The sequence below is a fragment of the Plantimonas leprariae genome, assembly GCF_008802405.1.
GTDB classification, from domain to species: domain Bacteria; phylum Pseudomonadota; class Alphaproteobacteria; order Rhizobiales; family Rhizobiaceae; genus Plantimonas; species Plantimonas leprariae.
The window spans coordinates 1-26310 of the sequence record NZ_VZDO01000017.1 but is presented as its reverse complement, the minus strand read 5'-3'; the positions used below and the strand labels follow the sequence as shown (position 1 = coordinate 26310).

Annotated in this window: 26 protein-coding genes; 19 read left to right on the top strand and 7 right to left on the bottom strand. The window is 69.3% G+C overall.

What is annotated here, in order from left to right:
- Window positions 1–13 precede the first annotated feature (13 nt).
- Window positions 14–976, bottom strand: a complete 963-nt coding sequence (locus F6X38_RS18310; protein ID WP_246191427.1) for a proline iminopeptidase-family hydrolase — start codon at window positions 974–976, stop codon at window positions 14–16.
- Window positions 977–1018: 42 nt separating this feature from the next.
- The gene (locus F6X38_RS18305) at window positions 1019–2386 is read right to left on the bottom strand and encodes an FAD-binding oxidoreductase (RefSeq protein WP_150972208.1); all 1368 of its coding nucleotides are present in this window, start codon (window positions 2384–2386) and stop codon (window positions 1019–1021) included.
- 337 nt (window positions 2387–2723) lie between these two features.
- On the opposite strand from F6X38_RS18305, the gene F6X38_RS18300 reads away from it, so the two are divergent.
- Window positions 2724–3845, top strand: coding sequence for a branched-chain amino acid ABC transporter substrate-binding protein (locus F6X38_RS18300; RefSeq protein ID WP_150972206.1), 1122 nt, complete (start codon window positions 2724–2726; stop codon window positions 3843–3845).
- A 103-nt stretch (window positions 3846–3948) separates the two neighbouring features.
- Here the strand turns inward: F6X38_RS18300 and F6X38_RS23790 are convergent, their stop codons facing one another.
- Window positions 3949–4161 (bottom strand): hypothetical protein, encoded by a 213-nt coding sequence (locus F6X38_RS23790; RefSeq protein ID WP_210248897.1) that lies wholly within the window; start codon window positions 4159–4161, stop codon window positions 3949–3951.
- On the opposite strand from F6X38_RS23790, the gene F6X38_RS18295 reads away from it, so the two are divergent.
- The 7 genes from F6X38_RS18295 (at window position 4124) to F6X38_RS18265 (ending at window position 10939) form a co-directional block, all read left to right on the top strand.
- Window positions 4124–4873: a response regulator gene (locus F6X38_RS18295; RefSeq protein ID WP_150972204.1), complete on the top strand. Its 750-nt coding sequence runs from the start codon at window positions 4124–4126 to the stop codon at window positions 4871–4873. The genes F6X38_RS23790 and F6X38_RS18295 overlap by 38 nt on opposite strands.
- Window positions 4870–5904: a cytochrome-c peroxidase gene (locus F6X38_RS18290; protein ID WP_246191426.1), complete on the top strand. Its 1035-nt coding sequence runs from the start codon at window positions 4870–4872 to the stop codon at window positions 5902–5904. The genes F6X38_RS18295 and F6X38_RS18290 overlap by 4 nt, the downstream gene beginning before the upstream one ends.
- Window positions 5901–8363, top strand: coding sequence for a two-component system VirA-like sensor kinase (locus F6X38_RS18285; protein ID WP_161992825.1), 2463 nt, complete (start codon window positions 5901–5903; stop codon window positions 8361–8363). Before F6X38_RS18290 ends, F6X38_RS18285 begins: the two co-directional genes overlap by 4 nt.
- A gap of 120 nt (window positions 8364–8483) precedes the next feature.
- Entirely contained in the window at window positions 8484–8729 is a 246-nt protein-coding gene (locus F6X38_RS18280; protein ID WP_150972200.1) for a hypothetical protein, read from the top strand.
- A gap of 94 nt (window positions 8730–8823) precedes the next feature.
- Window positions 8824–10029 carry an acyl-CoA dehydrogenase family protein gene (locus tag F6X38_RS18275; protein WP_150972198.1) on the top strand — a complete coding sequence of 402 codons (1206 nt, stop codon included), beginning with the start codon at window positions 8824–8826 and terminating at the stop codon, window positions 10027–10029.
- A gap of 35 nt (window positions 10030–10064) precedes the next feature.
- Entirely contained in the window at window positions 10065–10643 is a 579-nt protein-coding gene (locus tag F6X38_RS18270) for a VOC family protein (protein WP_150972196.1), read from the top strand.
- A gap of 140 nt (window positions 10644–10783) precedes the next feature.
- The gene (locus F6X38_RS18265; RefSeq protein WP_161992824.1) at window positions 10784–10939 is read left to right on the top strand and encodes a YjiS-like domain-containing protein; all 156 of its coding nucleotides are present in this window, start codon (window positions 10784–10786) and stop codon (window positions 10937–10939) included.
- 140 nt (window positions 10940–11079) lie between these two features.
- Here F6X38_RS18265 and F6X38_RS18260 read toward each other — a convergent pair whose 3' ends face one another.
- The gene (locus F6X38_RS18260) at window positions 11080–11379 is read right to left on the bottom strand and encodes an AzlD family protein (protein ID WP_150972193.1); all 300 of its coding nucleotides are present in this window, start codon (window positions 11377–11379) and stop codon (window positions 11080–11082) included.
- Window positions 11376–12125, bottom strand: a complete 750-nt coding sequence (locus tag F6X38_RS18255) for an AzlC family ABC transporter permease (RefSeq protein WP_150972191.1) — start codon at window positions 12123–12125, stop codon at window positions 11376–11378. The genes F6X38_RS18260 and F6X38_RS18255 overlap by 4 nt, the downstream gene beginning before the upstream one ends.
- Before the next feature lie 116 nt (window positions 12126–12241).
- Here F6X38_RS18255 and F6X38_RS18250 point away from each other — a divergent pair, with 116 nt between their 5' ends.
- The 7 genes from F6X38_RS18250 to F6X38_RS18220 all read left to right on the top strand — a co-directional run bounded on the left by F6X38_RS18250 (window position 12242) and on the right by F6X38_RS18220 (window position 18673).
- A complete protein-coding gene (locus F6X38_RS18250) occupies window positions 12242–12700 on the top strand; it encodes an Lrp/AsnC family transcriptional regulator (RefSeq protein WP_161992828.1) in 459 nt (152 codons plus the stop codon).
- A gap of 150 nt (window positions 12701–12850) precedes the next feature.
- The gene (locus F6X38_RS18245; RefSeq protein WP_246191425.1) at window positions 12851–13924 is read left to right on the top strand and encodes an extracellular solute-binding protein; all 1074 of its coding nucleotides are present in this window, start codon (window positions 12851–12853) and stop codon (window positions 13922–13924) included.
- Window positions 13925–13931: 7 nt separating this feature from the next.
- Entirely contained in the window at window positions 13932–15014 is a 1083-nt protein-coding gene (locus tag F6X38_RS18240; RefSeq protein ID WP_150972185.1) for an ABC transporter ATP-binding protein, read from the top strand.
- Entirely contained in the window at window positions 15011–15889 is an 879-nt protein-coding gene (locus F6X38_RS18235; RefSeq protein ID WP_150972184.1) for an ABC transporter permease, read from the top strand. Before F6X38_RS18240 ends, F6X38_RS18235 begins: the two co-directional genes overlap by 4 nt.
- A gap of 4 nt (window positions 15890–15893) precedes the next feature.
- The gene (locus F6X38_RS18230; protein WP_150972182.1) at window positions 15894–16835 is read left to right on the top strand and encodes an ABC transporter permease; all 942 of its coding nucleotides are present in this window, start codon (window positions 15894–15896) and stop codon (window positions 16833–16835) included.
- Window positions 16836–16871: 36 nt separating this feature from the next.
- Window positions 16872–17780 (top strand): lysophospholipid acyltransferase family protein, encoded by a 909-nt coding sequence (locus F6X38_RS18225; RefSeq protein WP_150972180.1) that lies wholly within the window; start codon window positions 16872–16874, stop codon window positions 17778–17780.
- On the top strand, window positions 17777–18673 hold the full coding sequence (locus F6X38_RS18220) for an HD domain-containing protein (RefSeq protein WP_150972178.1): 897 nt from the start codon (window positions 17777–17779) through the stop codon (window positions 18671–18673). The genes F6X38_RS18225 and F6X38_RS18220 overlap by 4 nt, the downstream gene beginning before the upstream one ends.
- On the opposite strand, the gene F6X38_RS18215 is transcribed toward F6X38_RS18220, so the two are convergent.
- Window positions 18631–19731 carry a glycosyltransferase gene (locus tag F6X38_RS18215; RefSeq protein ID WP_150972176.1) on the bottom strand — a complete coding sequence of 367 codons (1101 nt, stop codon included), beginning with the start codon at window positions 19729–19731 and terminating at the stop codon, window positions 18631–18633. The genes F6X38_RS18220 and F6X38_RS18215 overlap by 43 nt on opposite strands.
- 53 nt (window positions 19732–19784) lie before the next feature.
- On the opposite strand from F6X38_RS18215, the gene F6X38_RS18210 reads away from it, so the two are divergent.
- The 3 genes from F6X38_RS18210 (at window position 19785) to F6X38_RS18200 (ending at window position 22906) form a co-directional block, all read left to right on the top strand.
- Window positions 19785–20978, top strand: coding sequence for a sugar-transfer associated ATP-grasp domain-containing protein (locus F6X38_RS18210; RefSeq protein WP_210248896.1), 1194 nt, complete (start codon window positions 19785–19787; stop codon window positions 20976–20978).
- Window positions 20979–21069: 91 nt separating this feature from the next.
- Entirely contained in the window at window positions 21070–22095 is a 1026-nt protein-coding gene (locus tag F6X38_RS18205) for a D-alanine--D-alanine ligase family protein (RefSeq protein WP_150972174.1), read from the top strand.
- Window positions 22073–22906: an NTP transferase domain-containing protein gene (locus F6X38_RS18200; protein WP_150972172.1), complete on the top strand. Its 834-nt coding sequence runs from the start codon at window positions 22073–22075 to the stop codon at window positions 22904–22906. Before F6X38_RS18205 ends, F6X38_RS18200 begins: the two co-directional genes overlap by 23 nt.
- Before the next feature lie 280 nt (window positions 22907–23186).
- Here F6X38_RS18200 and F6X38_RS18195 read toward each other — a convergent pair whose 3' ends face one another.
- Window positions 23187–25223, bottom strand: a complete 2037-nt coding sequence (locus F6X38_RS18195) for an NADH:flavin oxidoreductase (protein ID WP_150972170.1) — start codon at window positions 25221–25223, stop codon at window positions 23187–23189.
- A gap of 144 nt (window positions 25224–25367) precedes the next feature.
- Here F6X38_RS18195 and F6X38_RS18190 point away from each other — a divergent pair, with 144 nt between their 5' ends.
- Window positions 25368–25994 (top strand): TetR/AcrR family transcriptional regulator, encoded by a 627-nt coding sequence (locus F6X38_RS18190; RefSeq protein WP_150972168.1) that lies wholly within the window; start codon window positions 25368–25370, stop codon window positions 25992–25994.
- Window positions 25995–26310 lie beyond the last annotated feature (316 nt).

Genomic DNA, 26310 nt, shown 5'->3' with positions numbered 1-26310 from the left:
CGGGAACTCGAATTCAGACCGATTTCAGGAAACCGAGCAGGTGATCGAAGAACACCGCCTGGTCGTCGTACATCGGCAGATGGCTGCCGTTCGGGCAGATGGCCGAGCGGGCGTTCGGCATCAGTTCCGCCATGCGGACGAGGTCGGCGGGATCCATCTCGTCGTGTTCGGCGCCGATCGTGAGGGTCGGCGTCCGGATCCGCGCCAGCCGGTCCCAGCTGTCCCAGCCGCGGAGGTTCCCCGTCACCACGAACTCGCTCTTGCCCTGCATCTGGCCGTAGATCGCCGGGTTGACGATCCGGAACGCCCGCGTCAGCGGTTCCGGCCACGGCTGCGTCCGACACAGGACCTGCGGATAGAGTTCCCCCTCGACGATGCGATGGTAGTCGGGGGAATCGTAATCCTCCGCCTTCTCCAGTTCCGCGAGACGGGCCCTCGAGGCGGGCGGCAGCAGATCCTTCAGCGTCTCGAGCCGCTGCAGGAACGAGGCGATGCTCGCCGTCATGTTGGAGATGACCAGTCCCGACAGGCGGTCCGGGTGGCGGAGCGCGTATTCGATCCCGAGAATGCCGCCCCAACTGTGCCCGTAGAGGACGAAGCGGTCGAGCCCGAGCCCCTGGCGCACCTCTTCCACTTCGTCGAGATAGCGCGGCAGCGTCCAGAGCGCCGCGTCGTCCGGGCGGTCCGAGTTCCCGCAGCCGAGCTGATCGTAATGGTAGAGTTCGATGCCCGCCGGCGGCAGGAAGGATTCCATCACTTCCAGATAGTCGTGGCTGAAGCCCGGTCCGCCGTGCAGCAGCAGCACCTTCGTCTTGCCTTCGCCGACCCGCTTGGTCCAGACCTTGTGGCGCCCGCCGGCCACGGGCAGCATGCGGATGCCGGCCGTCCGGATGCCCGGCGGGTTGAGTTGCTCGACCGCGCCCGGCTCGGCCGCCGCGGTTCCCCCGGCGTCGGCCGTAGGTTCATGTCTGTTCATGGATCGTCTCCCGTTGGTTCGGTGATGCGGTCGAGGCTCCCGTCAGTCGACGAGGCGTCCGATGCCGGACCGGAACATGTCGTTCGGGTCGACGCGCCGTTTCACGTCGGCGAGACGCTGCGCGGACAAGCCGTAGAAGCGGCGCACGCGTTCGCTTTCGGCGGGCGCAAGCAGGTTCACGTAGCCGCCGGGGATCGCGATGATCGCCAGTTCGGCCGACAGCTCGTCCGCCCACCTCCGATGCCGGCTGCCGCCGCCGGGATCGGAATCCCAGGCGGCGATGATCTCGACGACGAAGTGGTCCTCGCGCAGCGCGAACGCCGTCGCGTCCGGCGGGACCTGCGCGGCGGCGCCGTGGAAGTCGTGCAGGACGATCGCCGAGTGCGGCGACGTCATGCGCCGCGCCGCGTCGACCAGCATCTCGACCGCCGTCTCGTCGAGGCGGCCGAGGGTCCGGGTCGGAAGGTGGTAGCGCCGGCCCTTCGGCCAGGCCTTCTCGCTTTCCTCGCTCAGCGTGTCCCGGTAGCGGCACCAGCCCCGCTCGAGCACCAGCGCTCCGTCGAGAGCGGTCAGGCTTTCGATCAGCGCTTCGCCCGTGGCGGGATCGCCGCTCCACATCGGCGCGACGAACAGCATCGCCTCGCCGGTCGGCGCGGTGACGAATCCCATGAACAGACTGAGATCGAACGGGTGGCTGTCCAGCGTCGCCTGCGCCCGGAGCAGCGTGTCCTCGGCGCGGTCCAGCGGGTAAAGCACGGTCGCGCCGAGGACGCGCGGCAGGGCATGGAGCGCCATCGTCATCGAGGTGACGATGCCGAAGCCGCTGCCGCCGCCGCGCAGCGCCCAGAACAGCTCGGCGTCCTCGCGCTCGCTTGCCAGGACGACCGAGCCATCGGCAAGCACGACACGAGCGCTCCGCATGCAGTCGGCCGCGAGACCGAGACGGTTGACGAGGCGCCCGTAACCGCCGCCGAGCGCCAGACCCGTCATGCCGACCGACAGAACCGTGCCAGTCGCGGTGACGAGGCCGTCCGGAAGGGCCGCGAGCACGTCGCCGGTCAGCGCGCCGCCGCCGAACGTCACCTCGCTCGCCGCGGGATCGACACGCACGTCGCGGATGCGTCGGAGGTCGAGCACGAGGTTGTCCTCGACGAAGGCCCGTCCCGATACGTCGTGGCCGCCGGCGAGCGCGGCGACGCAAAGGCCGAGGTCGGCCGCGGTACCGAGCGCCGCGACGACGGCCGCCTCGTCGGCGCACTCGGCGAATGCGAGTGGTCGCGACGTCACCGCGCCGTTGAAGAGGGCGCGATCCGCGAGTTCCGTCCGCACGACCATCGCGTCGCTCGCGGCATCGGCGGCGGCGTTCGGCGGGTCGAGCGGAGCCGGCGCGGCATCGGGCGCTGATGTCATCGGAAACTCCGGAATGGTTCGGGACTCTGCCGGCCGTATCGGCCACCGCCGGCGCCGGGGAGTTCGCGGCAGCGCGGCGCTTGCGACGCCGCGGGTCGGCGGCAAGGGGATAGGAATGCCGGGTTACGGGTCGACTACGGGCCGGCGGAGAACGGTTACGGCTGTCGCAAAGGCGTTCGCCACCGTTTCGCTACCGCTGTAGCCGAATAGATCGGGTCGGCGACGACGGTAACCCGACTTCGAATGACAAGGCATCCGGGGCAGGAAACATTCGGCGATCGGGAAGGCGATGCTTTGCGGCTTCGCGGGATGCTTCCCGAGCGAACGGAGTTTCCTCATGAAATCGCATATGCTTTCAGGGGCGGCGCTTCTCGCCGGCCTCCTGTTGTCCGGCACGGCCCTCGCCGACGTCAGGATCGGCGTCGCCGGCCCGCTGACCGGTCCGAACGCCGCCACCGGCGCGCAATTCCAGAAGGGTGCGGAGCAGGCCGTCAAGGACATCAACGCCGCCGGCGGCGTCAACGGCGAGAAGCTGACGATCGAGCTCGGCGACGACGTGTCGGACCCGAAGCAGGGCGTCTCGGTCGCCAACAAGTTCGTCGGCGACGGCGTCCAGTTCGTGGTCGGCCACTACAATTCGGGCGTCTCGATCCCCGCATCCGACGTCTATGCCGAGAACAACGTGTTTCAGATCACCCCCGGATCGACCAACCCGGCCTTCACCGAGCGCGATCTCTGGAACGTCTTCCGCGCCTGCGGCCGCGACGACCAGCAGGGCAAGCTCGCCGGCGACTTCATCGCGAGGAACATGCGAGGGAAGGCGGTCGCCATCATCCACGACAAGACGCCGTACGGACAGGGCCTCGCCGACGAGACCAAGAAGGCGATGAACGCCGCCGGCATCACCGAAGTCATGTACGAAGGCGTCAATGTCGGCGACAAGGACTTCTCCGCCCTCGTCACGAAGCTGAAGGGCGCGAAGGCGAACGTCGTCTATTTCGGCGGGCTCTATACCGAGGCCGGCCTGCTGATCCGGCAGAGCGCGGATGCCGGCTACAAGCCGGTCCTCATGGGCGGCGACGGCATCACCTCGGACGAGTTCGCCTCGATCGGAGGGCCAGCAGTGGAAGGCACGCTGATGACCTTCGGTCCCGACCCGCGCAAGAACCCGGCCGCGGCCGACACGGTGAAGCGGTTCCGCGACGCCGGCTTCGAGCCGGAGGCCTACACGCTCTACTCCTATGCGTCCGTGCAGGTGATCGCGGAAGGCATCAGGCGCGCCGGCTCGAACGACCCGCAGGCCGTCGCTAAGAAGCTGCGCGAGGGCCAGGCGGTCTCGACCGTCATCGGTCAGCTCCGGTTCGACGCGAAGGGCGACCGCGAGGACGCCGATTACACGATGTATGTCTGGAAACCGAACGCCGACGGCAAGATCAGCTACGCCGAACTCGGCCGATAAGGCATTCCGGCGCTTCACGACATCCTCGGCCGCGACGGTCCGGGGCGGCATTCGCCGGGGCGAGGGATTGCGCTCCGGCGAATGCCGTTCGATGATCGGCGCGTCAGTCGTCTTCGGAACCGCCGGAATCCGGGCCGCGATCGGCCGCCCCGGCGGTCGATCGGACCGCGAACGGGCCCGGCGTCGCGCGAGATTCGCAGCTGCCGGCCGGGCATTCGAAGCCGACGGTGCCGCAGGCATGTCGTTCGTTCCAGAGCATCGCAGCCACCCGTACGATCATGACCATCCCCGAGCCATACGCCGCCCCGTCGTTCATCCGGATCCTCCTGGTCGACGACGATCCCGGCATCCAGAACATCGTCGTCGACTACTTCAGGGGCCACGACATCGAGGTCAGCGTCGCCGCGAACGGGCAGCGGATGATGGAGTTCCTGTCCGAGACGAGCTTCAGTCTGATCGTCCTGGACCTCAGGCTCGGGCAGGAAGACGGGCTCGACCTCCTGCGCGAACTGCGGGCGCAGAGCGACCTGCCGGTGATCATCACCACGGGCCATCGGCGCGACGAGATCGACCGCGTGGTCGGCCTCGAGCTGGGTGCCGACGACTATGTGACGAAGCCCTTCTCGCTGCGCGAGCTTCTGGCCCGCATCCGTGTCGTGCTGCGCCGCGCGGACGCCGCGCGAACCGAAAGCGCACGCAATCCGGCGACCGGCCGGAACCGTTTCGGCGGCTGGGTGCTCGATCGGCGCCGGCGGTCGCTGACGGACCCGAACGGCGAGCCCGTCGCGCTGACCAAGGGCGAGTACGGCCTCCTTGTCGCCTTCGTGGACGCGCCGCAACGGCCGCTCAGCCGCGAGTTCCTCCTCCAGGCGACGCGCATGCACGAAGACATCTTCGACCGCAGCATCGACGTGCAGATCCTCAGGCTGCGGCGCAAGCTCGAAACCGATTCGAGCGCGCCGCGGATCATCCGGACCGAGCGCGGCGTCGGATACGTCTTCGCCCTGCCGGTGGAAACCATGATTTGACCGAGGACGCGCTGCCGATCGGCCGGCCGGACGCACCTCGCAAGGCGCGGCGCCCGGGGACCCGGTCATCCCTCCCGAAGCCGGCGGCCGCCTTCGCCGCCGGATGCCTCGCCGTCTTCTGCGTCCTGCTCGCCGCCGCGGCGCCGCTCACCCGCGTTCGCGAGGCCCCGGCCGCCCTCGGTCGCGACGAGCCCATCACGCCCGTTCCGGCGGTGCCCGGTGGTGACGATCCGCGCGTCGCGCTCGGCGAGGCGCTGTTCCGCAGTCCGATCCTGTCGCACGGGCAGGACCGTAGCTGCGCCTCCTGTCACGATCTTTCCACGAACGGGGCGTCCGCCGCGGTTCGGGACCGGCGGCCGGACGGCGGCCTTCTGGAGCGCAACACCAATACCGTGTTCAACGCCGCGCTCAGCGCCCGCCTGAACTGGCTCGGAAACATCGAGCGGCTGGATGCGCATGCCGAAAGCGTGCTCCTGCGGCCCGACCTGATGGTTTCGAACTGGCCGGAAATCCTGACCCGGCTGAACGGCGACGCCTTGCTGCGCCGGTCCTTCGCGCGCGCCTTCGGCCGCGAGGCCGACCGCGACGGCGTGATCGAGGCGATCGCCGCATACGAGCGCACGCTGCTGACCCCCAACAGCCGCTTCGATCTCTGGCTGCAAGGGGAAAGCGGCGCCTTGTCCGGCGGGGAGCTCGACGGTTATCGCCTGTTCAAGGCGATCGGCTGCGTGTCATGCCATCAGGGCGTCAATATCGGCGCCAACCTCTTCGCACGGAACGGCGTCTTCGCCCGTCTGCAGGCCGACGAGACGCGGTTGATGCGCGTGCCGAGCCTTCGAAACGTCGCGGCGACGCCGCCCTACTTCCACGACGGCAGCGCCGCGACGCTGGAGGAGGCCGTGCAGCGCATGGCGAAGGTCCAGTTGGGACGCGAACTGACGACACCGCAGATCGGCGCCATCACCGCCTTTCTCCGCACATTGACCGGCCGTTTCCGCGGCGTGCCCGTCAGAGCGCCGGCGCCGCCGTGATCGTCCGCCTCGCCGCCGCCGCCCTGCTTCTCGTCGCGCTGCTGACATGGCTGCTGCTGCGCGGCACCAACCCGTCCGACCGGCTTTACTTCGAAGCCCTGAACCGGCTCGACGCCATCGCGCTGAGCGAGTCGCTGCTGCAGCGCGACGTCCTGAACGCCAGGGCGGGCTTCCTGCGCAACTACGATCCGCTCGTCCGGCATGTCGCCGACATGCGGAACGCCATCGACGGGCTCGAAAGCGCGGAGGCCGACCTCGACCGCGGCGAACTGGAAGCGATGAAGCAGCGGGTCGCCGCGCAAGCCGCCCTCGTGGAGCGGTTCAAGACGAACAACGCGCTCCTGCAGAACTCGATGGCCTATTTCGATTTCCTGAGCGAGCGCATCTCCTCGCCCGACGCCGACCCGCGCCTCGCGGTCGCAGTCGGCGGGCTCGCGAACGCCGTCAACGGCTTGGCGCGGGGTGCGGATGCCTCCGCCACAGCCTCGATCCTGAAGCGCCTCGACGCGGTCGAGCGACGCGGCGCTCCGGCCGGCTTCGCCTCGGAACTCGCGAGCTTCGCGATGCACGGACGCAATCTCGTCGCGGTCGTTCCCGAGGTGGACGACCTGATGCGGCGGCTCCCGACCGAGTCGACCGCGTCGAACCGCGGGGCGATCGAATCTGCCATCCAGACCTTCCGGGCGAGCCGGTCGCAGAAGGCGGCGTGGTACCGCCTGGCCCTCTATCTCGTCGCGCTCGCGCTGCTCGGCCTGCTCATCCATCTGGGATTGCGGCTTCGCGCCAACGCGATCGCGATGCGCCGGCGCGCCGCCTTCGAGCGCGTGATCGGCGACGGTTCCAACCGTTTCCTCGGCTCCCAGCCGGAGGATACGGAAACGAGGCTGGTCGAGGCGCTGCGGACCTTCGGGGAAGCGGTCGGCGCGGACCGCGCCTATGTCCTGCGAAAGTGCGAGGCGGCGGGGGTTTCCCTCTGGCACCGGCCCGACGCGCCGCCGCCGGCTGGCTGGCCGGACAGGATGGCGGCCCATCTCGCCGACATCGACAGGCTGGCGGACGACGCGCTGCATGCCGAGCGCGACGATCCGCGGCTGCCGGAACGGCTGCGGGACGGGCTTCGCGCCGCGAACGCGTCCCACTGGAGCTTCGCGAAGCTGCGGCGCGAGGAGGAGTCCATCGGCGTCCTGTGCTTCGAGCGCGCCGTGCGGTGGCCGGGCTGGTTCGCGGACACCACGAGCCTCCTCCGGATGACCGGCGACGTGGTCGGCAACGCCCTGTCGCGCGAGCGCAACTTCCGGGAACGCGCTGCCCTGATCGTGGAATTGCAGCGCGCCCAGCGCCTGGAGACGATCGGCACCTTCACCAGCGGCGTCGCGCACAACTTCAACAACATCCTCAACGTCATGCAGGGCCACGCGGAGATCGCCCTGGATGCGCTCGGCGAGGAAACGAAGCCCGCCGAACATCTCCGGCAGTCGCTGCAGGCGGGCGAACACGCCCGGGAGATCGTCGGACAGATCCTCGACTTCGGCCGGGGCGCGCGGGCCGAACGGCAGACGAGCGCCATCGACGACGTCGTGGCCGAGACCGTCGAGCAGTTGCGCTCCGCGATGACGGAGCCGATCAACCTGTCGGCCGCCGGCGGTGCGGAAGGCGCTCTCGTGCGCGGCGCGCCGGCGCAGTTGCAGCAGGTTCTCGTCAACCTGATCCGCAACGCGGCGCAGGCGTCCGCGCCGGGCGAGCCGGTCGCCGTCGAACTGAAGCGTGTGGGCGTCGACGCGCCGCGGGCGCTGTCGCACGGCGCGCTCGACCGGGGAACGTTCGTCCGTCTCCGCGTGACCGACCGCGGCGCCGGGATGGACGGCGTCACCCGGGCGCGGCTCTTCGATCCGTTCTATACGACGAAGTCCGCCGGCACGGGCCTCGGGCTGGCGACGGCGCAGGAGATCGTCCGCGAGAGCGGCGGGGCGTTCGACGTCGACAGTGCGCCGGGCCAGGGCAGCAGGTTCGACGTCTGGCTTCCGGTGCTGTCCCGATCGGATCGCCGCCGGCGCGTGGCGACGCCGACCGGCGGCGTGCTCCTGGTTCTGGGAAGCCGAAAGGAGGACGTCCTACAGGACGAGGACATCCTCGCGGCCCTGCGCTACGAGCCGGTCGGCTTCACCGATCCGGACGCGGCGCTGGCGGCGCTGCGCGAGGAGCCGGAACGGTTCGATCTCCTCATGGTGAACTGGCGCCTCCACGGCATGACGGGACTGGATTTCGCGGCGCTCGCCGGGGCGGTCACGCGCCGCCCCGTCGTTCTCGCTCCCCTGGCGATCGACGAGGTCGACGCGGCGAGCGTTTCCCGCACGGGCGTCGCGGGGGTCATCCGGCGGCCGTGGCAGTCCAACATGCTGGCGAGGAGCCTGGAGGAGGTCCTCGCCCGGCGAAGCGCCGTCGGTGCGACGTCGCCCTGAGGCCGGGGGTGCAAGCCCCGAGCGCATTGTTACGAACGAAACCATTCAGGCCCGCCGGGAAACAAGGGCGTAGCCGCCGCGCCGGTATCCAGTCCCCGTCAAGCGAACAGGGGAACCCGAATGACGCACGACATCTACGAGGACGCCGCGAGGGCGCTGGTCGGTTTCGACGGCAAGCCCGGGGCGGATCGGCCGCGCATTGCGACGGCGGACCGTCTGATGCGGATCGCGGAACAGGTGGAGGGCGGGATCGCGAGCGGCGCGGCCGCGCTCCGAGACGCGCTCGTCCGCGGGCTCGCCATGGCCGCCTGCACCTATGCCGCGATCCCGTTCGAGCTGCTCGGCGAGACGCCGGACCGGCGCTAGCCGTCCGGCAGCGCAGCCCCGCATCCCTGTCCGGCCGCCGCGCGCCGCCGGACGCGCGGACCTTCAATTCCCGGAACAAGCGAACCATCGGACCATGGACACTCTGGTTTCTCCTACCGCGCCCGAAGCCGAGCGGCATCGGGCGGCATCGCCGCTCGCCGCCGCCGAGGCGCTCCGGCCGCTGATCCAGGCGCACCGCGCCGAGCTCGCGGCGGGACCCGACATCCCGAACCCGATCGCCGGGGCGATGATCGAAGCCGGCCTCGCGCAGCTCTGGCTGCCGCACTCGCTGGGAGGGCTGGAGACGCATCCGCTGGATTTCGTGGAAACCATCGAATTCCTCGCCAGGATCGACGGCTCGGTCGCCTGGTGCGCCTCGATCTCGTCCGGCATGTCGCGCTTCGCGAAGCTGTTCGACACGGAAGCGATGCGGCTTCTCGTGCCGACCGGCAAGATGTTCGCGGGCAGCGGCAGCGGCAAACCTTCGGGAGCCGCCGTCCGGGAGGGCGACGGCTGGCGGATCGGCGGACGCTGGTCCTGGGCGAGTTTCTGCCGCCACAGCAGCGTGTCCGCCCTGATGTGCGTCGAAGTGGCGGACGGCGTTCCGCGCGTCGGCGCGGACGGGCGGCCCGTCCTGCGCGGCGTTTTCCTGCCGTCCGACAAGGTCGAGATCGCCGACGACTGGAATGCCGGCGGCCTGAAGGCCAGCGGCAGCCACGACGTGCTGTGCACCGGGATCCGGGTGCCGGACGAATACACGGTCGACGGGGCGGACCTCATGCAGCCGCGCGGCGGCGATCCGCTCTACGGGCTGCCGATGACCTCGGCCGCGGCGATCGCAGCGATCGGCATCCCGCTCGGGCTCGCGGCCGCTTCGATCGAAGCGCTGGTCGGGCTGGCGCAGGCGAAGACGCCGTTCGCGGCGGAAGCGACGCTTCGGATGCGGGAGGACGTCCAGAGCGACGTCGCCCGGGCGATGACCCATCTGGAGGCGGCTCGGGCGCTCGCCTTCGACGCGGTCGGCGAGTTGTGGCGTGAGGCGACGAGCGGTCGCCCCGTATCGATCGAGCGCCAGGCGGCGCTCCGGCGGGCCTGCTGGAACGCGGGCGACGTCGGGCGGCGCGTGGCGCGCCGCATGTACGAACTGGCCGGCGCGACGGCGGTGCTGGAGAGCGCGCCCTTCGCCGCGCGGCTGCGCGACGTCGAGGCCGCCTGCCAGCACATCGGCTTCCAGGAGCGCATGCTCCTGCCGCCCGGCCGCATCCTGCTCGGGCTCGAGCCGAACGCGGCGTTCATCTGACGCGAAGTCCCATCCCGCATCGTCCGGAGATCTCGATGAGCACCGCCAATCCCGCCTTGCACCACCTGAACATCAAGACCCGGCGGCTGAACGAGATGGTCGACTGGTACGCGACCGTCGTCGGCGCGAGCGTCCAGTTCCGGAACGACTACGCCGCCTGGATGACGAACGACGGCGCCAACCACCGGATCGCCTTTCTGTCGCCGCCTGGACTCGTGGACGATCCCGACAAGCGGCGGCATGCCGGGCTGCACCATTCGGCCTTCGAGTTCGAGAGCTTCGACCACCTCGTCGCCTCCTACGAGCGGCTGCGCGACCTCGGGATCGCGCCGGCGGTCTGTCTGGACCACGGCATGACGGTCTCGATGTACTATTGCGACCCCGACGAGAACTTCGTCGAATTGCAGAGCGACATCTTCGGCGACTGGCGCGCGTCGAGCGAATGGATGCGCACGACGCTCGCCTTTCAGGACAACCCGATCGGCACCTTCTTCGACCCGGAGCCGGTGTGCCGCGCGCACCGCGAGGGACAGGACTACGGGGCGATCCGACAGCGGATCCTGTCCGGCGAGTTCGCGCCCGAACGGGAGCCTGATCTCGGCCTTTCGAACTGACATCGGTTCGACCGGCGCGGCGGGACCCGTCACCGCCCGGCGAGAACTACGATCGAAACCTCAAAGTCCGATTCCGGAATTTCGCCGTAGCCGACAGAGCGCAGGGTCCGGTCGCCGTATCGAACGGAAAAGGAATGGACATGTTTCGCGATCTGTACCTGAAATACGAGCGTCACCGGAAGCGGCAGCGCGATATGGCGCGGCTCAACGAACTGAACGACGATCTGCTGCTCGACATCGGACTCACCCGTTCGCAGATCGAGAACGCCGTCCATACGGGACGCATCTTTCCCTGAGACATCAATGCGGAAGCAAGCCCTTCGCAGGGCTGCCCCTTGAGGATAGCAGCCATCAACAGGCCGGCGCGGATGCGCCGGTTTGTTCTCGTTGCCCTATCGGCAAAGCGCGGAGCGAAGCGCGACGCGGCGTCCCGGTCTCATCCCATGATCTGCCGCAGCAGTCCGGTCGCGGCGACGGCGATCGCGACGGTCGCCAGCATCGGCAGGCGGCTCGCCGCGACCACCGTGATCGCCAGCGCCGCGAGATCGGCCGGGCGCGAGGTGACGAAGGCGGGCGAGATGACCGCGAGCAGCACGCAGCCCGGCGCGGCCTCCATCGCGCGGCGGGCGCGCCCGTCGATCCGCCGGTTCCGCAGGAGCAGGTAGCCGCCGATCCGCGTCGAATAGGTCGTCGCGGCCATGACGAGGATCGTGGCGAAGCTGGCGAACGAGATCATTCGGCATCCCCCGAGTAGAAAGCCGTCGCGAGGCCCGCAAGCGAGGCCGCGACGACGTACCAGGCACCCGGAACCGCAAGATGGGTCAACGCTCCGACCACCAGACTGATGGCCCAGGGCCGCGCCGCGCGCGGTCCCTTCCACATCCCGGCGACGATCGACAGGAACACGGCCGGAAACGCCATGTCGAAGCCGATGGCCTCGACATCGCCGAGCAGCGGGCCGACCGCCGCGCCCGTCGCGGTCGCGGCGAGCCAGCCGACATAGATCAGGCTGCCGCACGCCGCGTAGAACCCGGAGCTGAACGGAACCGCTTCGCCGCTCTCGGCCCGTCTGGCGGCATCGGCGTAGCCGACCGCCCAGGTCTCGTCCGACATGAAGAACAGGGCTGTGAGCGCCCGCCAGCGGGGAAGATGCTTCAGGTAGGGCGTCAGCGCGGCGCCCATGATGAGGTGGCGGCTGTTGATCAGGAAGGTGACGGCGGCGATCAGGAAGAGCGGCGGCGGCGAGGCCCAGAGGCCGACGGCGGCGAACTCCGAGCCGCCGGCATAGTTCAGCCCGGTCATCAGCGCGACTTCGAGAAGGCTGAGGCCCTTCTGCGAGGCCTGCGCGCCGAATACGAGCCCGTAGGCGACCACCGCCGCCATGGCAGGCGAGATCGCGCGGGCGCCGCGGCGGTATTCCGACAGGAAGCTCGGGACGGCCGGGCTCGAAGCGATCCGGGCGCTGGATTGGGACGAAGACATGCGCCGGACGCTACCGCGAACGCCACGCAATCGGGTTGCGAGTTCGCGGCGCCCGCCCGCGTGGTAGGCAGCGGATGTCGTTCCTCGGCGATCGGTTGGAATTTTCTGTCATGACCATTCGGCTGGACGAGATCGATCGCCGGATCCTCAGGGCCCTGCAGCGCGACGGGCGGATCGCGAACAACGATCTCGCCCGCGCGGTCGGCCTGTCGCCGTCGCCCTGTCTTCGGCGCGTGCGGGCTCTCGAGGACGCCGGCGTGATCGACCGCTACGTCGCGATCCTCAACTCCGCCAGGCTCGGCAAGGGACAGACGTTCTTCACGCGGATCTGGTTGAGCGCGCAGGACGAGGGCACGATCGCCGAGTTCACGGCGGAGATCATGCGGCTGCCGGAAGTGCTCGAATGCTACATCATGCTCGGCGACTGCGACGCGATGATCCGGGTGCAGGCGGCCGATATCGCGGAATACCGCCGCTTCCAGTCCGAGAAGCTGAGCCGCATCGCGGCGATCCGGAACGTCAAGTCGGACGTGCCGAGCCAGATCATCAAGCAGACCACCGAACTGCCGGTGTGAGCGCGGATATCGACCCCGCCACGCGCCTGGATTGCCACCCGCACCGGTCGGGCGCGGCGGGGCCTGTCACACGACCATCGCAGAAACCGGGCAAGGCTTGACCCCAGAGGGGCGGGCCGGGGGCGGTGCGCCATGCCATCGGGGGCTGGAGTGCGCAAGGGAACCACGATCGTCGCGGCCGTTTCCGGTTTCGCGCTGCTAGCAAGGCTCGATGCGGCGAGTGCCGAAACGCTGCGGCTTCTCACCTGGGGCGGCTACGCTCCCGACGCGGTGATCCGGAAGTTCGAGGCCGAGAACCCCGGCATCGACGTCGAGGTGACGCTGATGAACAACGAGGAGATGATCGCCAAGCTGCGCGCCACGGGCGGCGCCGGCTTCGACCTCGCCCAGCCGAGCCACGACCGCATCTACGCCGCTGAGGTCGAGAGCGGCATCTACAAGCCGATGGACTGGGGCAGGATCGACCAGTCGGACATCGCGCCGAACCTCATCGAGGCGGTGAGGACGAACGCCACCGTGGACGGCAAGGTCTACGCCTTCCCGCATCAGTGGGGCACGTCGGGCCTGATGGCCGACACCGCGAAGGCGCCCGGCCCGCACGGCTGGGAGGACCTTTGCGACCCGAAATATGCCGGGCGCACCTCCATGCGCCTGCGCCGCACCATCCTGCTCGGCACCGCCTTCGCGATGGGCAAAGATCCCTTCGCCGCCTATGCCGATCTCGACGGCTATCGGACGCTGATGCGCCAAGTCGGCGACAAGCTGGTCGCCTGCAAAGCGAACGTGAAGACGTACTGGAACGGCGGCGACGATCTCGCCGCGCTGATGCTCTCCGGCGAGGTCGTCCTGTCCGAGACCTGGGATTCGACGGCCTTCAAGCTCTTCGGCCAAAACCCGAACATCCGCTACGTGCCGCCGAAGACCGGCGCGCTCGCCTGGGTCGACACCTTCGCCATCCCCGCCAAGGGCGAGGCAGACGAGGCGGCCTACAAGTGGATCAACTTCGTACTGCGGCCGGACATCGTGCCGCTGATGTCGGAATCGACCGGTGCCGTCGCGGCGCTCCGGAACGGCATCGAACTGATGCCGGCCGACAAGCGGAAAGCGCTGGAAGCGTCCTTCAGCGAGCAGGACCTGGCGAACATGAAGTTCTTCGCCAACATCCCGCCGGGCATTGAGGACATCGAAGGCGAGGTGCTCGACCGGATCCAGGCGGCGAACTGACCGCACCATGCAGGCCGGCCACGATCTCGAATGCGAGGCGCTGACGAAACGCTTCGCGGGCGTCGCAGCCGTCCGCGACGTGTCCTTCGCCATTCCGCGCGGCTCGTTCTTCTCGATCCTCGGGCCGTCGGGCTGCGGCAAGACCACGCTCATGCGGATGATCGCCGGCTTCGAGCAGCCGACGGCGGGCGACATCCGCATCCGCGGCGCCTCGGTGCTGCACGTGCCGCCGAACCGGCGCAACGCCAAGATGGTGTTCCAGAACCTCGCGCTGTTCCCGATGATGAACGTCGCCTATGGCCTCAGGTGCCGGAGGGTGTCGAGGCGCGAGATCGAGGCTAGGGTCGCCGCGGTCCTCGACCGCGTCGGCCTGGCCGGCTTCGCGGAGCGCCCCGTGTCGCAGCTTTCCGGCGGCCAGCGGCAGCGCGTCGCCATCGCGCGCTGCATGGTGCTGGAGCCGGACGTCCTGCTCCTCGACGAACCGCTCGGCGCGCTGGACCTGAAACTGCGCGAGCGCATGAAGGTCGAGCTGAAGCTCATGCAGCAGCGCTTCGCGACGACCTTCGTCTACATCACGCACGACCAGTCCGAAGCGCTCACCATGTCGGACCGGGTGGCGGTGATGAACGAGGGCCGCTTCGAGCAGGTCGGCACGCCGCGCGAACTCTACCACGCACCGGCGACCGCCTTCGTCGGCGAATCCAACCGCTGGACCGGGCGCGTCGTGGCGGTGGGCCGCGACGGCGTCGAGGTGGAAACGGCGGCGGGCGTCAGGCTGCACGGCCGGCCGGCCGAGGCGAGAGGCAGCGTCGCGGAGGGCGCGAGGGTTTCCGTCTTCGTGCGGCCCGCCGCGATCGCGCTGGCGCCGCCCGCCTCGGAACGCCTGTCGCGCCTCGCGAACCGGGTGCCCGGCATCGTCGAGAGCGTCCTTTTCGACGGGGCGGCGAGCCGCGTCATCGCCCGCATGCCGAGCGGGGCGCTGATCGAATCGGCGCTGCCGGCGGCCGGCGAGGCGGAGGTGCGGGCCGGCGAGGCGGTCGAGCTCGGCTGGCCGAGCGCCGAAACGCGGCTCTTCGCGGACGCCGCATGAACCGCCGGCATGTCGATGCCGGGCGGCTGACGGCGATCCTGCTCCTGACGCCGTTCCTCCTCTGGCTCGTCTGCCTGATCCTCCTGCCGCATCTCGGCGTTGCCGTCCTGTCGCTGCGCGAGAAGGTCGGACCCCGCCAGTACGCCTTCGGCTTCGGCAACTACGCGCGCTTCTTCGCCCAGCCGATCTATTGGCAGATGCTCCTGCGGACGACGGGCATCTCGCTGCTCGTCACGGCGCTGACCCTCGTCGCCGCCTTTCCGGTCGCGTGGACGATCGCCAAGGTCGCGGCGGGGCGGTCGAAGGCGGCACTGTTCCTGTTCTGCCTTCTGCCGCTCTGGGTGAGCGATCTCGTGCGCGCCTTCGGCTGGGTGATGCTCCTGCGCGAGACCGGCATCGTGTCGCGCGCGCTGCAATGGAGCGGCCTCGCGAGCGGCCCGGTGGAACTCCTTTACAACGACGCCGCCGTGGTGGTCTGCCTCGTCTACACCGTGATCCTGTTCATGATCGTGCCGCTGGTCTCGACGCTGGAGGGCATGGACGACAACCTGATCGAGGCCGCCAGCAATCTCGGCGGCTCGCGCTTCGACGTGTTCCGGCGCGTCGTGATCCCCTATGCGATGCCGGGCATCGTGTCGGGCTCGATCCTCGTCTTCACGCTGACGGCGGGCAGCTATCTCACGCCGATCCTCATCGGCGGCAAGAACGCCTCGTGGTTCACCGAGCAGATCTATGCGCAGTTCATCACCCGCTTCAACTGGGAGATGGGCTCGACCTTCGGCATCCTGCTTCTCGTCTTTACGTCCGCCCTGGTCTGGCTGGCGCTGCGCCTGTCCGGCCAGTCGCTCGCCACGACGGTCGGCGGTCGGGCCTGACGCGGTGGTGCCGCTCCCCTCGCGCCGGCTGGAATGGACGGTCCGGCTCTATGTCGGCTGCTTCCTCGTGTTCCTTGCCGCGCCGCTCGCGGCGGCCTGCCTGTTCGCCTTCAACGATTCGACCTTTCCGTCGCTGCCCTGGCGCGGCTTCACGCTCGACTGGTTCTTCGGGCGAGCCGAGCCGAAGCTCGGGCTGCTCCACGACCGGCGTCTCGTGCGCAGCATCGGCGTCTCGGCCGCGACGGGGGCTGCGGTCGCCGTTCTGGCGACGGCGATCGGGCTCGGCAACGCCTTCCTGTTCGAGCGCTGCCGCTTTCCGCTGAAGCGCCTACTCTACGTCATAATGATCGTGCCGCTGGTGATCCCCGGCATCGTGCTCGGCCTGTCAATCCTCGTCCTCGCGAACGCCACGGCGACGGCCTTGCAGGCGGCGACCGGCGTCGACCCGGCGTTCCTTCGGCCGGGCGCGCCGCTGGTGGTGCTCGGACAGCTCTCGTTCCTCGTGACGGTGTCGACCCTGATCCTCGGCGCGCGGCTGGCGAAGTTCGACCGCGCGCAGGAGGAGGCGGCGCTGAACCTCGGCGCTGGATGGGCCCGCGTCATGGGCACCATCACCCTGCCGTTCCTCAAGCCCGCGATCCTGTCCTCGCTGATCGTCTGCTTCCTGGTGTCGTTCGAGAACTTCACGACGACGCTGATGCTCGTCGGCTCCGACCCGCCGCTGACCGTCGCGATGTACGACCGCATGTCGAAGGCGGGCTCGACGCCCGTCCTCAACGCGGTCTCGCTGCTCCTCGTGGCGGGATGCGCCGTCCTGGCGCTCGCCAGCATCCTGGTGCAGCGCGAGGCGAAGCCGCGCCGGGAGGCTTCCGCTGCCCCGGTGGCGCGCGATGCCGCCGTGCCGGTCCCGGCACCATGTCACGCAACCGTTGGATCGCTGTCGTAGACAACGCGGGATATCCCGAGGTCCGGTTCCCAGTCGATGCTGTTTCCCGAACTGAGCTACGCCCGACCGAACGATCACCTGGTGAAGCGGGCGGTGATCCGGACGATGGAACATGCGGCCGGCCGCACCAAGCTCGCCCGGCTCTACGAGATCTGGCGGCGGGAGGTCGCCCGGAGCGGGCGGATGAAGTTCCACGCGATGCTCGCCCTCATGCGCATCCGGCTGGACATCGGCGGCGCCTGGCCCGCCGAGGTGCCGAAGACCGAGCCGCTGATCGTCGTCGCCAACCATCCGTTCGGCATCGGCGACGGCGCGGCGCTCCTGGCGCTGGCCGAGAAGCTCGGCCGGCCCTTCCGCATCCTGATCTCGAACGAGCTGATGCGGATCGAGGAGATGGAGGAATACGGGCTGCCTGTCTCGTTCGAGGAAACCAAGGAGGCGCAGGCGCTGAACCTCCGGACCCGCCGCGAGGCGATGCGCTTCCTCGCCGAGGGCGTGACGATCATCGTCTTTCCGGCCGGCGGCGTCGCCACCGCCGCGAAGGTCTTCGGCGCGGCCCGCGACCTGCCCTGGAAGCAGTTCACCGCCCGGCTGGTGCGCATGGGCAAAGCGACCGTGCTGCCGGTCCATGTCCACGGGCAGAACGGCCCGCTGTTCCATCTCGTCAGCAAGTGGTCGCAGACGCTGCGCTACGGCCTGCTGATCGGGGCGTTCCGCCGGCTGCACGGGCGCACGATCCGTCTGACGGTCGGGGAGCCGATCCGGTTCGCAGCGCGTTTCAGCGACATGGACGGGAAGCAGCTCACCAGTTCGTTGCGCGAAGCGGTCTTCGAACTGGCCGAAATGCCGCGGCGGCGGCGGGAGCATCCGCTTCGCGCCGTGCTCGCGCTTCGCGGCGGCGCACCGTTGCGGGCCGATGCCGGCCGATCGGGCGGAAGCGCGTGATCACCCCGTCCCAACTCGCCGCCGATCGCCTCGCCGCCGAGATCTCGGCAGAGATCCAGCGCACCTTCGGCAGCCGTCAGGCGCCGCTCGCCGAAACGGTCGGCGCCGTGGCGCGGCTGGCCATCGAATGCATCGCCAACTCGGACGCGCTCTATCACGACTGGGAGCACACGCTGCTGGTGACGCAGGTCGGGCTGGAGATCCTGCGTGGCCGCACCCTGTTCGAACCGGTCGAGCCGGCCGACTGGGCGCACCTGCTCGTCGCCTGCCTCGTCCACGACATCGGCTATGTCCGCGGCGTTCTCGCCGGGGACGACGCCCGCCTCGGCTACGTCGTCGACGGCGCAGGGAACCGGACCGTGCTGGCGCGTGGCGCATCGGACGCGGCGCTGACGCCGCACCACGTCGAGCGCTCGAAGCTGTTCGTCGCGGCGCGCCTCGGCTCGTCGGATCTCCTCGACGCGAGCCGCCTCGTCCGCGCGATCGAATACACCCGCTTCCTGCCGAAGGCGGATGCCGACGCCGCCGCCCCGGCCGACGAGGCGACCCTCGTCCGGGCGGCCGACCTCATCGGCCAGATGGGCGATCCCCTCTACTTGAAGAAGACGAAGGCCCTGTTCCACGAATTCGAGGAAGCCGGGTTGAACGCCAGGCTCGGCTACGTCTCGCCCGCCGACCTGGTGGAGCACTATCCCGAGTTCTTCTGGAACAGCGTGTCGTCCCATCTTGTCACGGCGACGCGCTACCTCGAAGTCACGGTCGGCGGCCGGCAGTGGATCGCCGGGCTGCAGGCGAACGTGTTCCGGGCCGAGCAGTCGAGGTCCGGCTCGCCCGCCGCCGGCCTCGGCAATCAGCCGTCGTCGGCGTCGACCTCGCCCACCAGCGCGGCGTAGCGCTCGGCGCTTAGGCCGTATTGGTCGGCCCGGTCGCCCGGCCGGACCGGCGCGTCCGACGTCTGGTGGAGGAGCGCCGCCGCGAGTGCGGCCGGATCGGTGCCGTCGAACAGGAGGCCGTGGCGGCCCTCGCCGAGAACGCTCGCCGCGTCGCCCGCCAGCCGCGAGGCGACCGCGGGCGTGCCGACGGCGAGCGCTTCCAGCAGGGCCATCGACGAGCCCTCCCAGCGGGACGGCAAGGCGAAGACGTGCGCCCGCGCGATCCACGCGAAGACGTTCGCCGTTTCCCCGGCGAGCAGGAAGTCCGTCCCGAGGCCCGCCTCCGCGGCGAGGCCGGCGAGGTGCTCGCGCTTCCGCCGCTCGCCGCCGCCGAGGATCGCGAGGCGCATCCGGCGCTCGCGGCGGGCGATGCCGACCGCCTCGATCAGGAGGTCGAAGTTCTTCTGCGGCCGCAGCCGCCCGACACCGAGGACCACCGGCACCGCGTCCTCCAGCCACGGATGTGGGGAGGGAGCCGATGCCAGCCGCAGCGCCGCCGCGCGGTCGAGGCCGTTCGGGATCGCCGCCGCCTTCCCGTCGCGCAGGCTTCGCGCGAAGAACGGCGTCCGGGAAAGCGCGTCGCCGACGAGGGCGATCCGGTCCGCATCGGCGACGAGCATCGCCATCCACCGCAGCCGCACCTTGTCGCGCAGGCCGCCGTCGCGCTCCGTCTGGCTGCTGATGCGGTAGATGCGCCGGAAGCGCGGGAGGCCGCGCGTCGCCCAGTAGACGCTCGGATGCCCGTGATTGCCGACCGACAGGAGGACGCCGCCCGGCCGGTCGGAGAGCCAGCGGCGGAGATGCCGGGCGGCGGCGAGACGCGACGGGCTTTCCGCCCCGTCCGACAGCGTCGCAAGCACGAAGCCGCCGGAGCCGGCCTCGCGGCGGAACAGACCCTGCGCCGATCCCGCGAGGAGCGTCGTCGGGCGGTCCTGCGCGATGCGTTCCGCGTAGGCGAGGGCATTGCGCACGACGCCGCTGGACCGGAGGTCGTGAACGTAGAGGATGCAGGGCTGCATGATCGGGTCCGCGGCGCCGAGTCATCATACTGACGCGGCAAGATGACAGGGGGATGGTGGCATCGGCGGGATGCCGGGATTTCCGCGACCGGCGCATGGGCTACGACCGACTGTACTTCCTGAAGAAGGCCTATGCGCTCTATCCCGGCGTGGTGCGGCCGGTGTCCGGCGGCTTCCTCGCCGCGCATTACCGCCGCCGGCGCGAGGAACGCGGCGCCTTGCGGGCGGCGCTGGATGCCGCCGTCGGCCTCGGCTTTCTCGCCTGGGTGCCGTGGCGGGCGCGTCAGGTCCAGCGCAAGTTCGGGCTGGACGAGGCGTGGCGCCGCCGCGCCGCGGCCATCGCGCGCCAGCGCTTCGCCGACCCGAACGACATCGCGCTCTTCCGGATCGAGACGGCGGAGGCGCTGGACGGCTACATCCGGCGCTTCGAGGATGCCGCGTTCAACAAGCGGATCAATCCGCGCGGCTGGACGAAAGACTGCGCCCTCGCCGACAAGCGGCGCTTCGCCGAACGGTGCGCGGCCTCCGGCCTGCCGCATCCCGAGACCGTCGCGACGGTGGAGAACGGCGTCGTCGCGGTGACGCTGGACCCGGCGGGCCGCGAACTCGTCGCTAAGCCTGCGGATGGCGAAGGCGGGGAGGGGGTGCGGATGCTCGGGCGTTTCGCCGACGCCGCCGAACTCGCCGCCCGCCGGCCGGACCTCGTCGGCGCGGCGCGGGGCGCGTTCGTCGTTCAGCCGCGCGTCGTGCCGCATCCGGCGCTGGATGGACTCGCCCTCAGTGCTCTCCCGACCGTCCGCATCGTCACGATCGTGGACGAGAAGGGCGCGCCGGAAGTGGTAAGCGCCACCTTTCGCTGTCCGTCCGCGCCGGAGGCCGTCGTCGACAACATGAAGGCCGGCGGGCTGCTCGCGCCCGTAGATATCGAAACCGGAACGCTCGGCCTTGCCTGCAAGGGCTACGGCGGCGGCGACTACGCGGCGCACCCGGTCACGGGCGCCACGATCACGGGTTGCGTGCTGCCCGGCTGGCCCGAGGCGAAGGACCTCGCCGTGCGGGCCCATGCGACCGGATTCGCGGACTATGCGCTGATCGGCTGGGACGTGGCGCTGACGCCCGACGGGCCGATCCTCGTCGAAGGCAACGGCAAGCCGGGGGTGCTGATGCCGCAGCGCGCCGCGCGGCGCGGCCTCGGCGAGGGACGCTACGGAGCGCTGCTCGCCCACCATCTTTCGCGCGTGCTGTAGCATGCGCGTCATGCTCGCCCGCTAGGACGATGCCTCGCGGCAGGTCACGGCAGGGCGCCATCGCCTTCTTCGACCGGCCGGAGGAGGCTCGATGGATCGTCATCCGGCGCCGCGCGCGCTTACCCCCGCGGCGAAACGCTCGCTGCGGATCATGTTCGTCGCCAAGCACGCCCTGGCGGATGGCAGCCCGCATGCCGAGGACGGCACCCACGCCACCTATCACCGCGAGATGCGGCTCGTCCTCGAAGGCATGGGTTTCGATCTCGCGATCGCCGACAGCTACCGGGCGCTGTTCGAGCGCCCCGACGTCGATTTCGTGTTCCCGCTCCTGAACCGCGGCGGTTTCCTGAACTCCGAGATGATGCTGCCCCTGCTGTGCAATCGGCATGGGCTTCCCTATCTCGGCGCGAGCCCGATCCTGCGCGGGCTGTCCGACGACAAGCATCTGACGAAGCGCCTCGCCGTCGCGCATGGCCTGCCGACCGCGCCCTGGGCGGTGTTCCGCCGCGGCGCGCCCGTCGAGGAAGCGAACTGCCCGGTCGGCCGGCGTTTCGTGGTGAAGCCGAACGCCTCGTCGGCGAGCTGGGGCATCACGGCGGCGGGCGACTGGAACGGCGTCAGGACCGCGGTGCGGAAGCTGCACGCCGAGGGGCACGACGCCATCGTCGAGCCGTTCATCGACGGCCACGACATCGAAGTGTCGGTCGTCACGCTGAACGGCCGGCCCCTCGTCCTGCCGACGCAGATCGTGATGCAGGACGACCCGACGATGCTGCGCACCTACGGGGAAAAGCGCAACCTCGAGGCGGGTCAGGCCTATGCGATCCGCCCGCTGCTCGACCCGCTCGTCGCGGCGCTGGTGGAAAGCCGCACGCGGCTGCTGCTCGAGGAGTTCCGGCCGTTCGACTACGGGCGTTTCGAGTTCCGGCTCGACGTCGAAACCGGCGAGGCGCAGTTCCTGGAGGTGAACCTCAACTGCAATCTCTGGTCGCAGAAGACGATCGCGCTGGCTGCGGCTCAGATCGGCTGGTCGCATGCGCAACTGGTCGAAACCATTCTCACCGAAAGCCTCGAACGCCATGGCCTCCTGAACGATGTCGTCGAACTCGCGGCCTGAGGCCGGTTTCGCCGCGATCGTCCTCGCCGCGCAACGCCGGGGCCATGTCGATCCGCTGGCGGCGGAAGCCGGCATCTCCCACAAATGCATGGTGCCGATCGCCGGCGTGCCACTGATCGTGCACGTCGCGTCGGCCCTCCTGGCGACGGCGGAAATCGAGCGCCTCCGCATCGTGGTCGAACCCGAGATGGAGGCTTCCATCCGCGCCGTGTTGCCGTCCGCCGAGGCGCGGATCGAATTCGTCCCGGCGGCCGACAACCTCGCCGACAGCGTCTATGCCGGGGCCGATGGGATCGAGGGTCGGATGGTGATCACCACGGCGGACAACGTCCTCCTGTCGCCGAAGGCCGTTCGCGCCATGCTGGCGACGCTGTCCGGCGGCGCCGATGCGGCCGTCGCCTTCGCCCGGCGGCAGGCCGTGCTCGCGGCGCATCCGGAAGGCCAGCGCCGGTTCTACCGCTTCGCCGACGACAGCTACTCCAACTGCAACCTCTACGCCTTCGCCGGCGCACGCGCGCTCGCCGCCGCCGAGAGCTTCCGGGGCGGCGGGCAGTTCGCGAAGAAGCCGTTGCGGATGGTGCTGGCCTTCGGCGTCGTCAACGTCGCGGTGCTGCTGCTTTTCCGGCCGTCCCTGACGGCCACCTTCGCGCGACTGTCGCGCCGTTTCGGCCTGCGGATCGATGCGGTGGTTCTGGATGACGGGGCCAACGCCATCGACGTCGACAACCGCCGCACCTACGACGTCGCCGCCACCCTCCTCGCCGGACGCGATCCGGTCTCGGCGACAGGCGTTCCGGCGCCCTCCATCTGACGAACGAGCGCGGAAACACCTACGCCGCCATCCCTGCGGCGCGGTCCGATCGCGTGGGGGGCGAGGCTGGAGCCGACGGACCCGGAAGCGTTCGGCCGGATCGCCGAATGGCAGCCCGGCCCCGTTGCCCTCCGGTCTTTCGGCACCGCCTGCCGGCTTCGGCTCGAGGAATTCCGCTGCCGGGAGGACGTAAACCGACGCCGTTCGGCAGGCAGAGCCGAGCATGGATGAGAGCGGTTCGACGCCGCGCGAACCGCCTTCCTTGCCGGTCGCAGCGCCTTCAGAAATCCTTCGCGAGGCGGAGGGCGTCGTAGATGGCGGCGTGGGTGTTGCGGGCCGAGACCGCGTCGCCGATGCGGAAGAGTTGGAACGCGCCGTCTGGGTTTCCGGCGACCGATTGCGGCTGGCCGGCGAGCAACTCGTCGTAGGAAACCTCGCCGCCGTTGCGGGAAAGCGGCTTCAGCTCGAAGTAGAGATCGTCCAGCGGGATCGTGCCGTGGTTGACCACGACCTGATCGACGAGCCGTTCCTTCGCGATGCCGCCATAGTCGCTGCCGACCTTCGCAAGCAGCCGGTTGCCGCTCCGCTCGACGCTTGTCAGCCGGTAGGTGACGGTGAAGGTGGTGTCGAGCTTCTGCAGCGAGCGCATGTAGGGCACGAGGTTCATGGCCATGACTTCCGGCGCGAAGGACCGGTCGGGCGTCATCACCTCGACCTTCGAGCCGGCGCTGGCCAGGATCTCGGCAGCCTGCAGGCCGGCATGGTCGCCGGCATCGTCGAAGACCAGCACCTCGCCGCCCGGCTTCACGTCGCCTGAGATGATGTCCCAGGCCGATACGACGAGCTCGTTGCCGCTCGTCAGGACCTCGGTATGCGGCAGGCCGCCGGTCGCGACCACCACCACGTCCGCGTTCTCCGCCGTGACGGTGTCGGCCTCCGCCCATGTATTGAAGCCGAACCGGACGCCGAGCTTCTCGCACTGGTTCATGCGCCAGTCGATGATGCTGATCATCTCCCGCCGCCGCTCGCTCTGGGCGGTCAGGCGGATCTGGCCGCCCGGCTTGTCGGCCGCCTCGAACACCACGACCTCGTGCCCGCGCTCGGCCGCGACGCGCGCGGCCTCCAAGCCGGCCGGCCCCGAGCCGATGACAACGATCTTCTTGCGCCTGTCCGCCTTCTGGATCGTCTGCGGCATTTCCAGCTCGCGGCCCGTCGCCGGGTTGTGGATACAGTAGGCGGCACCGCCCTGGTAGATGCGGTCGAGGCAGTAGTTCGCGCCGACGCAGGGGCGGATGTCGTCCTCGCGCCGTTCGATGATCTTCCGGACGATGTGCGGGTCGGTCATGTGGGCACGGGTCATGCCAACCATGTCGACCTTGCCGCTGGCGATGGCGTGGCGGGCGGTCGCGACGTCCGGGATCTTGGCGGCGTGGAAGGTCGGGAAGTCGGTCGCGGCGCGGATCTCGCCGGCGAGGTCGAGATGCGGCGAGTTCGCCATGCCCTGGATCGGGATGAGGTCGGTGAGGCCGGGATCGGTGTCGATATGGCCGACCACGACGTTCAGGAAGTCGACGAGCCCGCTGTCCTTCAGCCGCCGCGAGATGTCGATACCGTCCGCCTTCGCGTTGCCGCCCGGCAGCCGCTCGTCGCCGGAATAGCGGACGCCGACGATGAAGTCCGGCCCGACACGCGCGCGGATCGCGCGAAGTACCTCGAAGCCGAAGCGCAGGCGGTTCTCGATCGAGCCGCCGTAGGGTGCGTCCAGCCCGTTCGTCAGCGGCGACCAGAACTGGTCGATAAGATGACCGTAGGCTTCGAGCTCGATGCCGTCCATGCCGCCGGCCTGCATGCGCTCGGCGGCGTCAGCATAGTCCTCGACGATCCGCCGGATGTCCCAGTCCTCAAGCTTCTTCGGGAAGGCACGATGCGCGGCCTCGCGCTGGTGCGAGGGCGCGACGACGGGCAGCCAGTCGCCGTTGTCCCAGCGCGTGCGACGTCCGAGATGGGTGAGCTGGATCATAACCGCAGCGCCTTCCGCGTGCACGGCGTCCGTCAGTTCCCGGATCCACGGCACCACTTCGTCCTTGTAGGCGAGGACGTTGTTGAAGGCCGGCGGACTATCTTTCGCGACCGCGGCGGAGCCCGCCGTCATGGTCAGCGCGATGCCGCCCTTCGCCCGCTCCACCGTATAGGCACGGTAACGCTCCTTCGGCATCCCGTCTTCCGGATAGGCCGGCTCGTGCGAGGTCACGATGATCCGGTTCCTCAACCGCAGATGCTTGAGCTGGAAGGGTTGAAGCAGCGGATCGCTCGACATCGGTTCGCCTTTCGTCGGACGGATGACCAGCAACTAAGCTCGAATGTACATATGTGTCAACTATATCGACCGTACCGTCGATTTTTTGAACGCAATTGTACATTCAGCTTGCAAGCGCGTTTCGCCCCGGCTTAGGCTTCAGGGATGGACCAATCGCTGAACGACAGGGGATGGCGCGGCTCCCCCGAGGGCTGGCTCGGCGCAGCCTATCACGCTTTGCTCGAATCCGGCGTCGATGCGGTCAAGATCCTGCCGCTCGCCAAGCGGCTGAACCTCTCGCGGACCAGCTTCTACTGGTTCTTCCAGGATCGCGAGGAACTGCTCGCGGCGCTCCTCGCGCAATGGCGGGAGAAGAACACCGGCAACCTCGTCAAGCGATCGGAAGCCTACGCCGCGTCGATCGTGGAGGCGATGCTGAACGTCTTCGACTGCTGGCTGGACGCGAGCTTCTTCGATTCGCGTTTCGAGTTCGCGATCCGAAGCTGGGCGCTGCAATCGCCGGACATCTTGTCCGAGGTACAGGAAGCAGATCGATGCCGCCTCGACGCGCTTGCGAGGATGTTCGAGCGGTTCGGCTACGACCCAGTGTCGGCCGATGTCCGGGCGCGGACGATCTACCTCGTTCAGATCGGCTATATCGCGATGCAGACGAGCGAGGACTTGGCGGTCCGGATGCAGCGCATCCCTCAATATGTCGAAATCTTCACGAACCAGGTGCCGGAGCAGCACGAACTCGATCGCTTCTTCTCGCGGCACCATCACGCCAACTGAAAGCCCCCGAACCAGGCAAGGCGGCGCTCGCCCGTCCATCCAAAATTCCTGGCGTCTTCCGGCCCGCAAACCGATCGAAGACGACGAGTTCGCGCTCTGCAAAGCGCGTCCAGCCGACAGCGGCAGTCTCGCCACTGCCTCAAGCCGCTTTTCGGCTGCTTTCACTCGGCAGTGGCTGGTCCGGTTTCGGCCCTGAACGGGAACGGACATGAACGACCCGTGGGAGTGCACTCCGCCGATCCGCATCCGGGAACGTCGAAACGGCCGGCGGTCGTTATTCCGTCGATCCTATTCCGTCGGCGGTCGTTACGCCTCA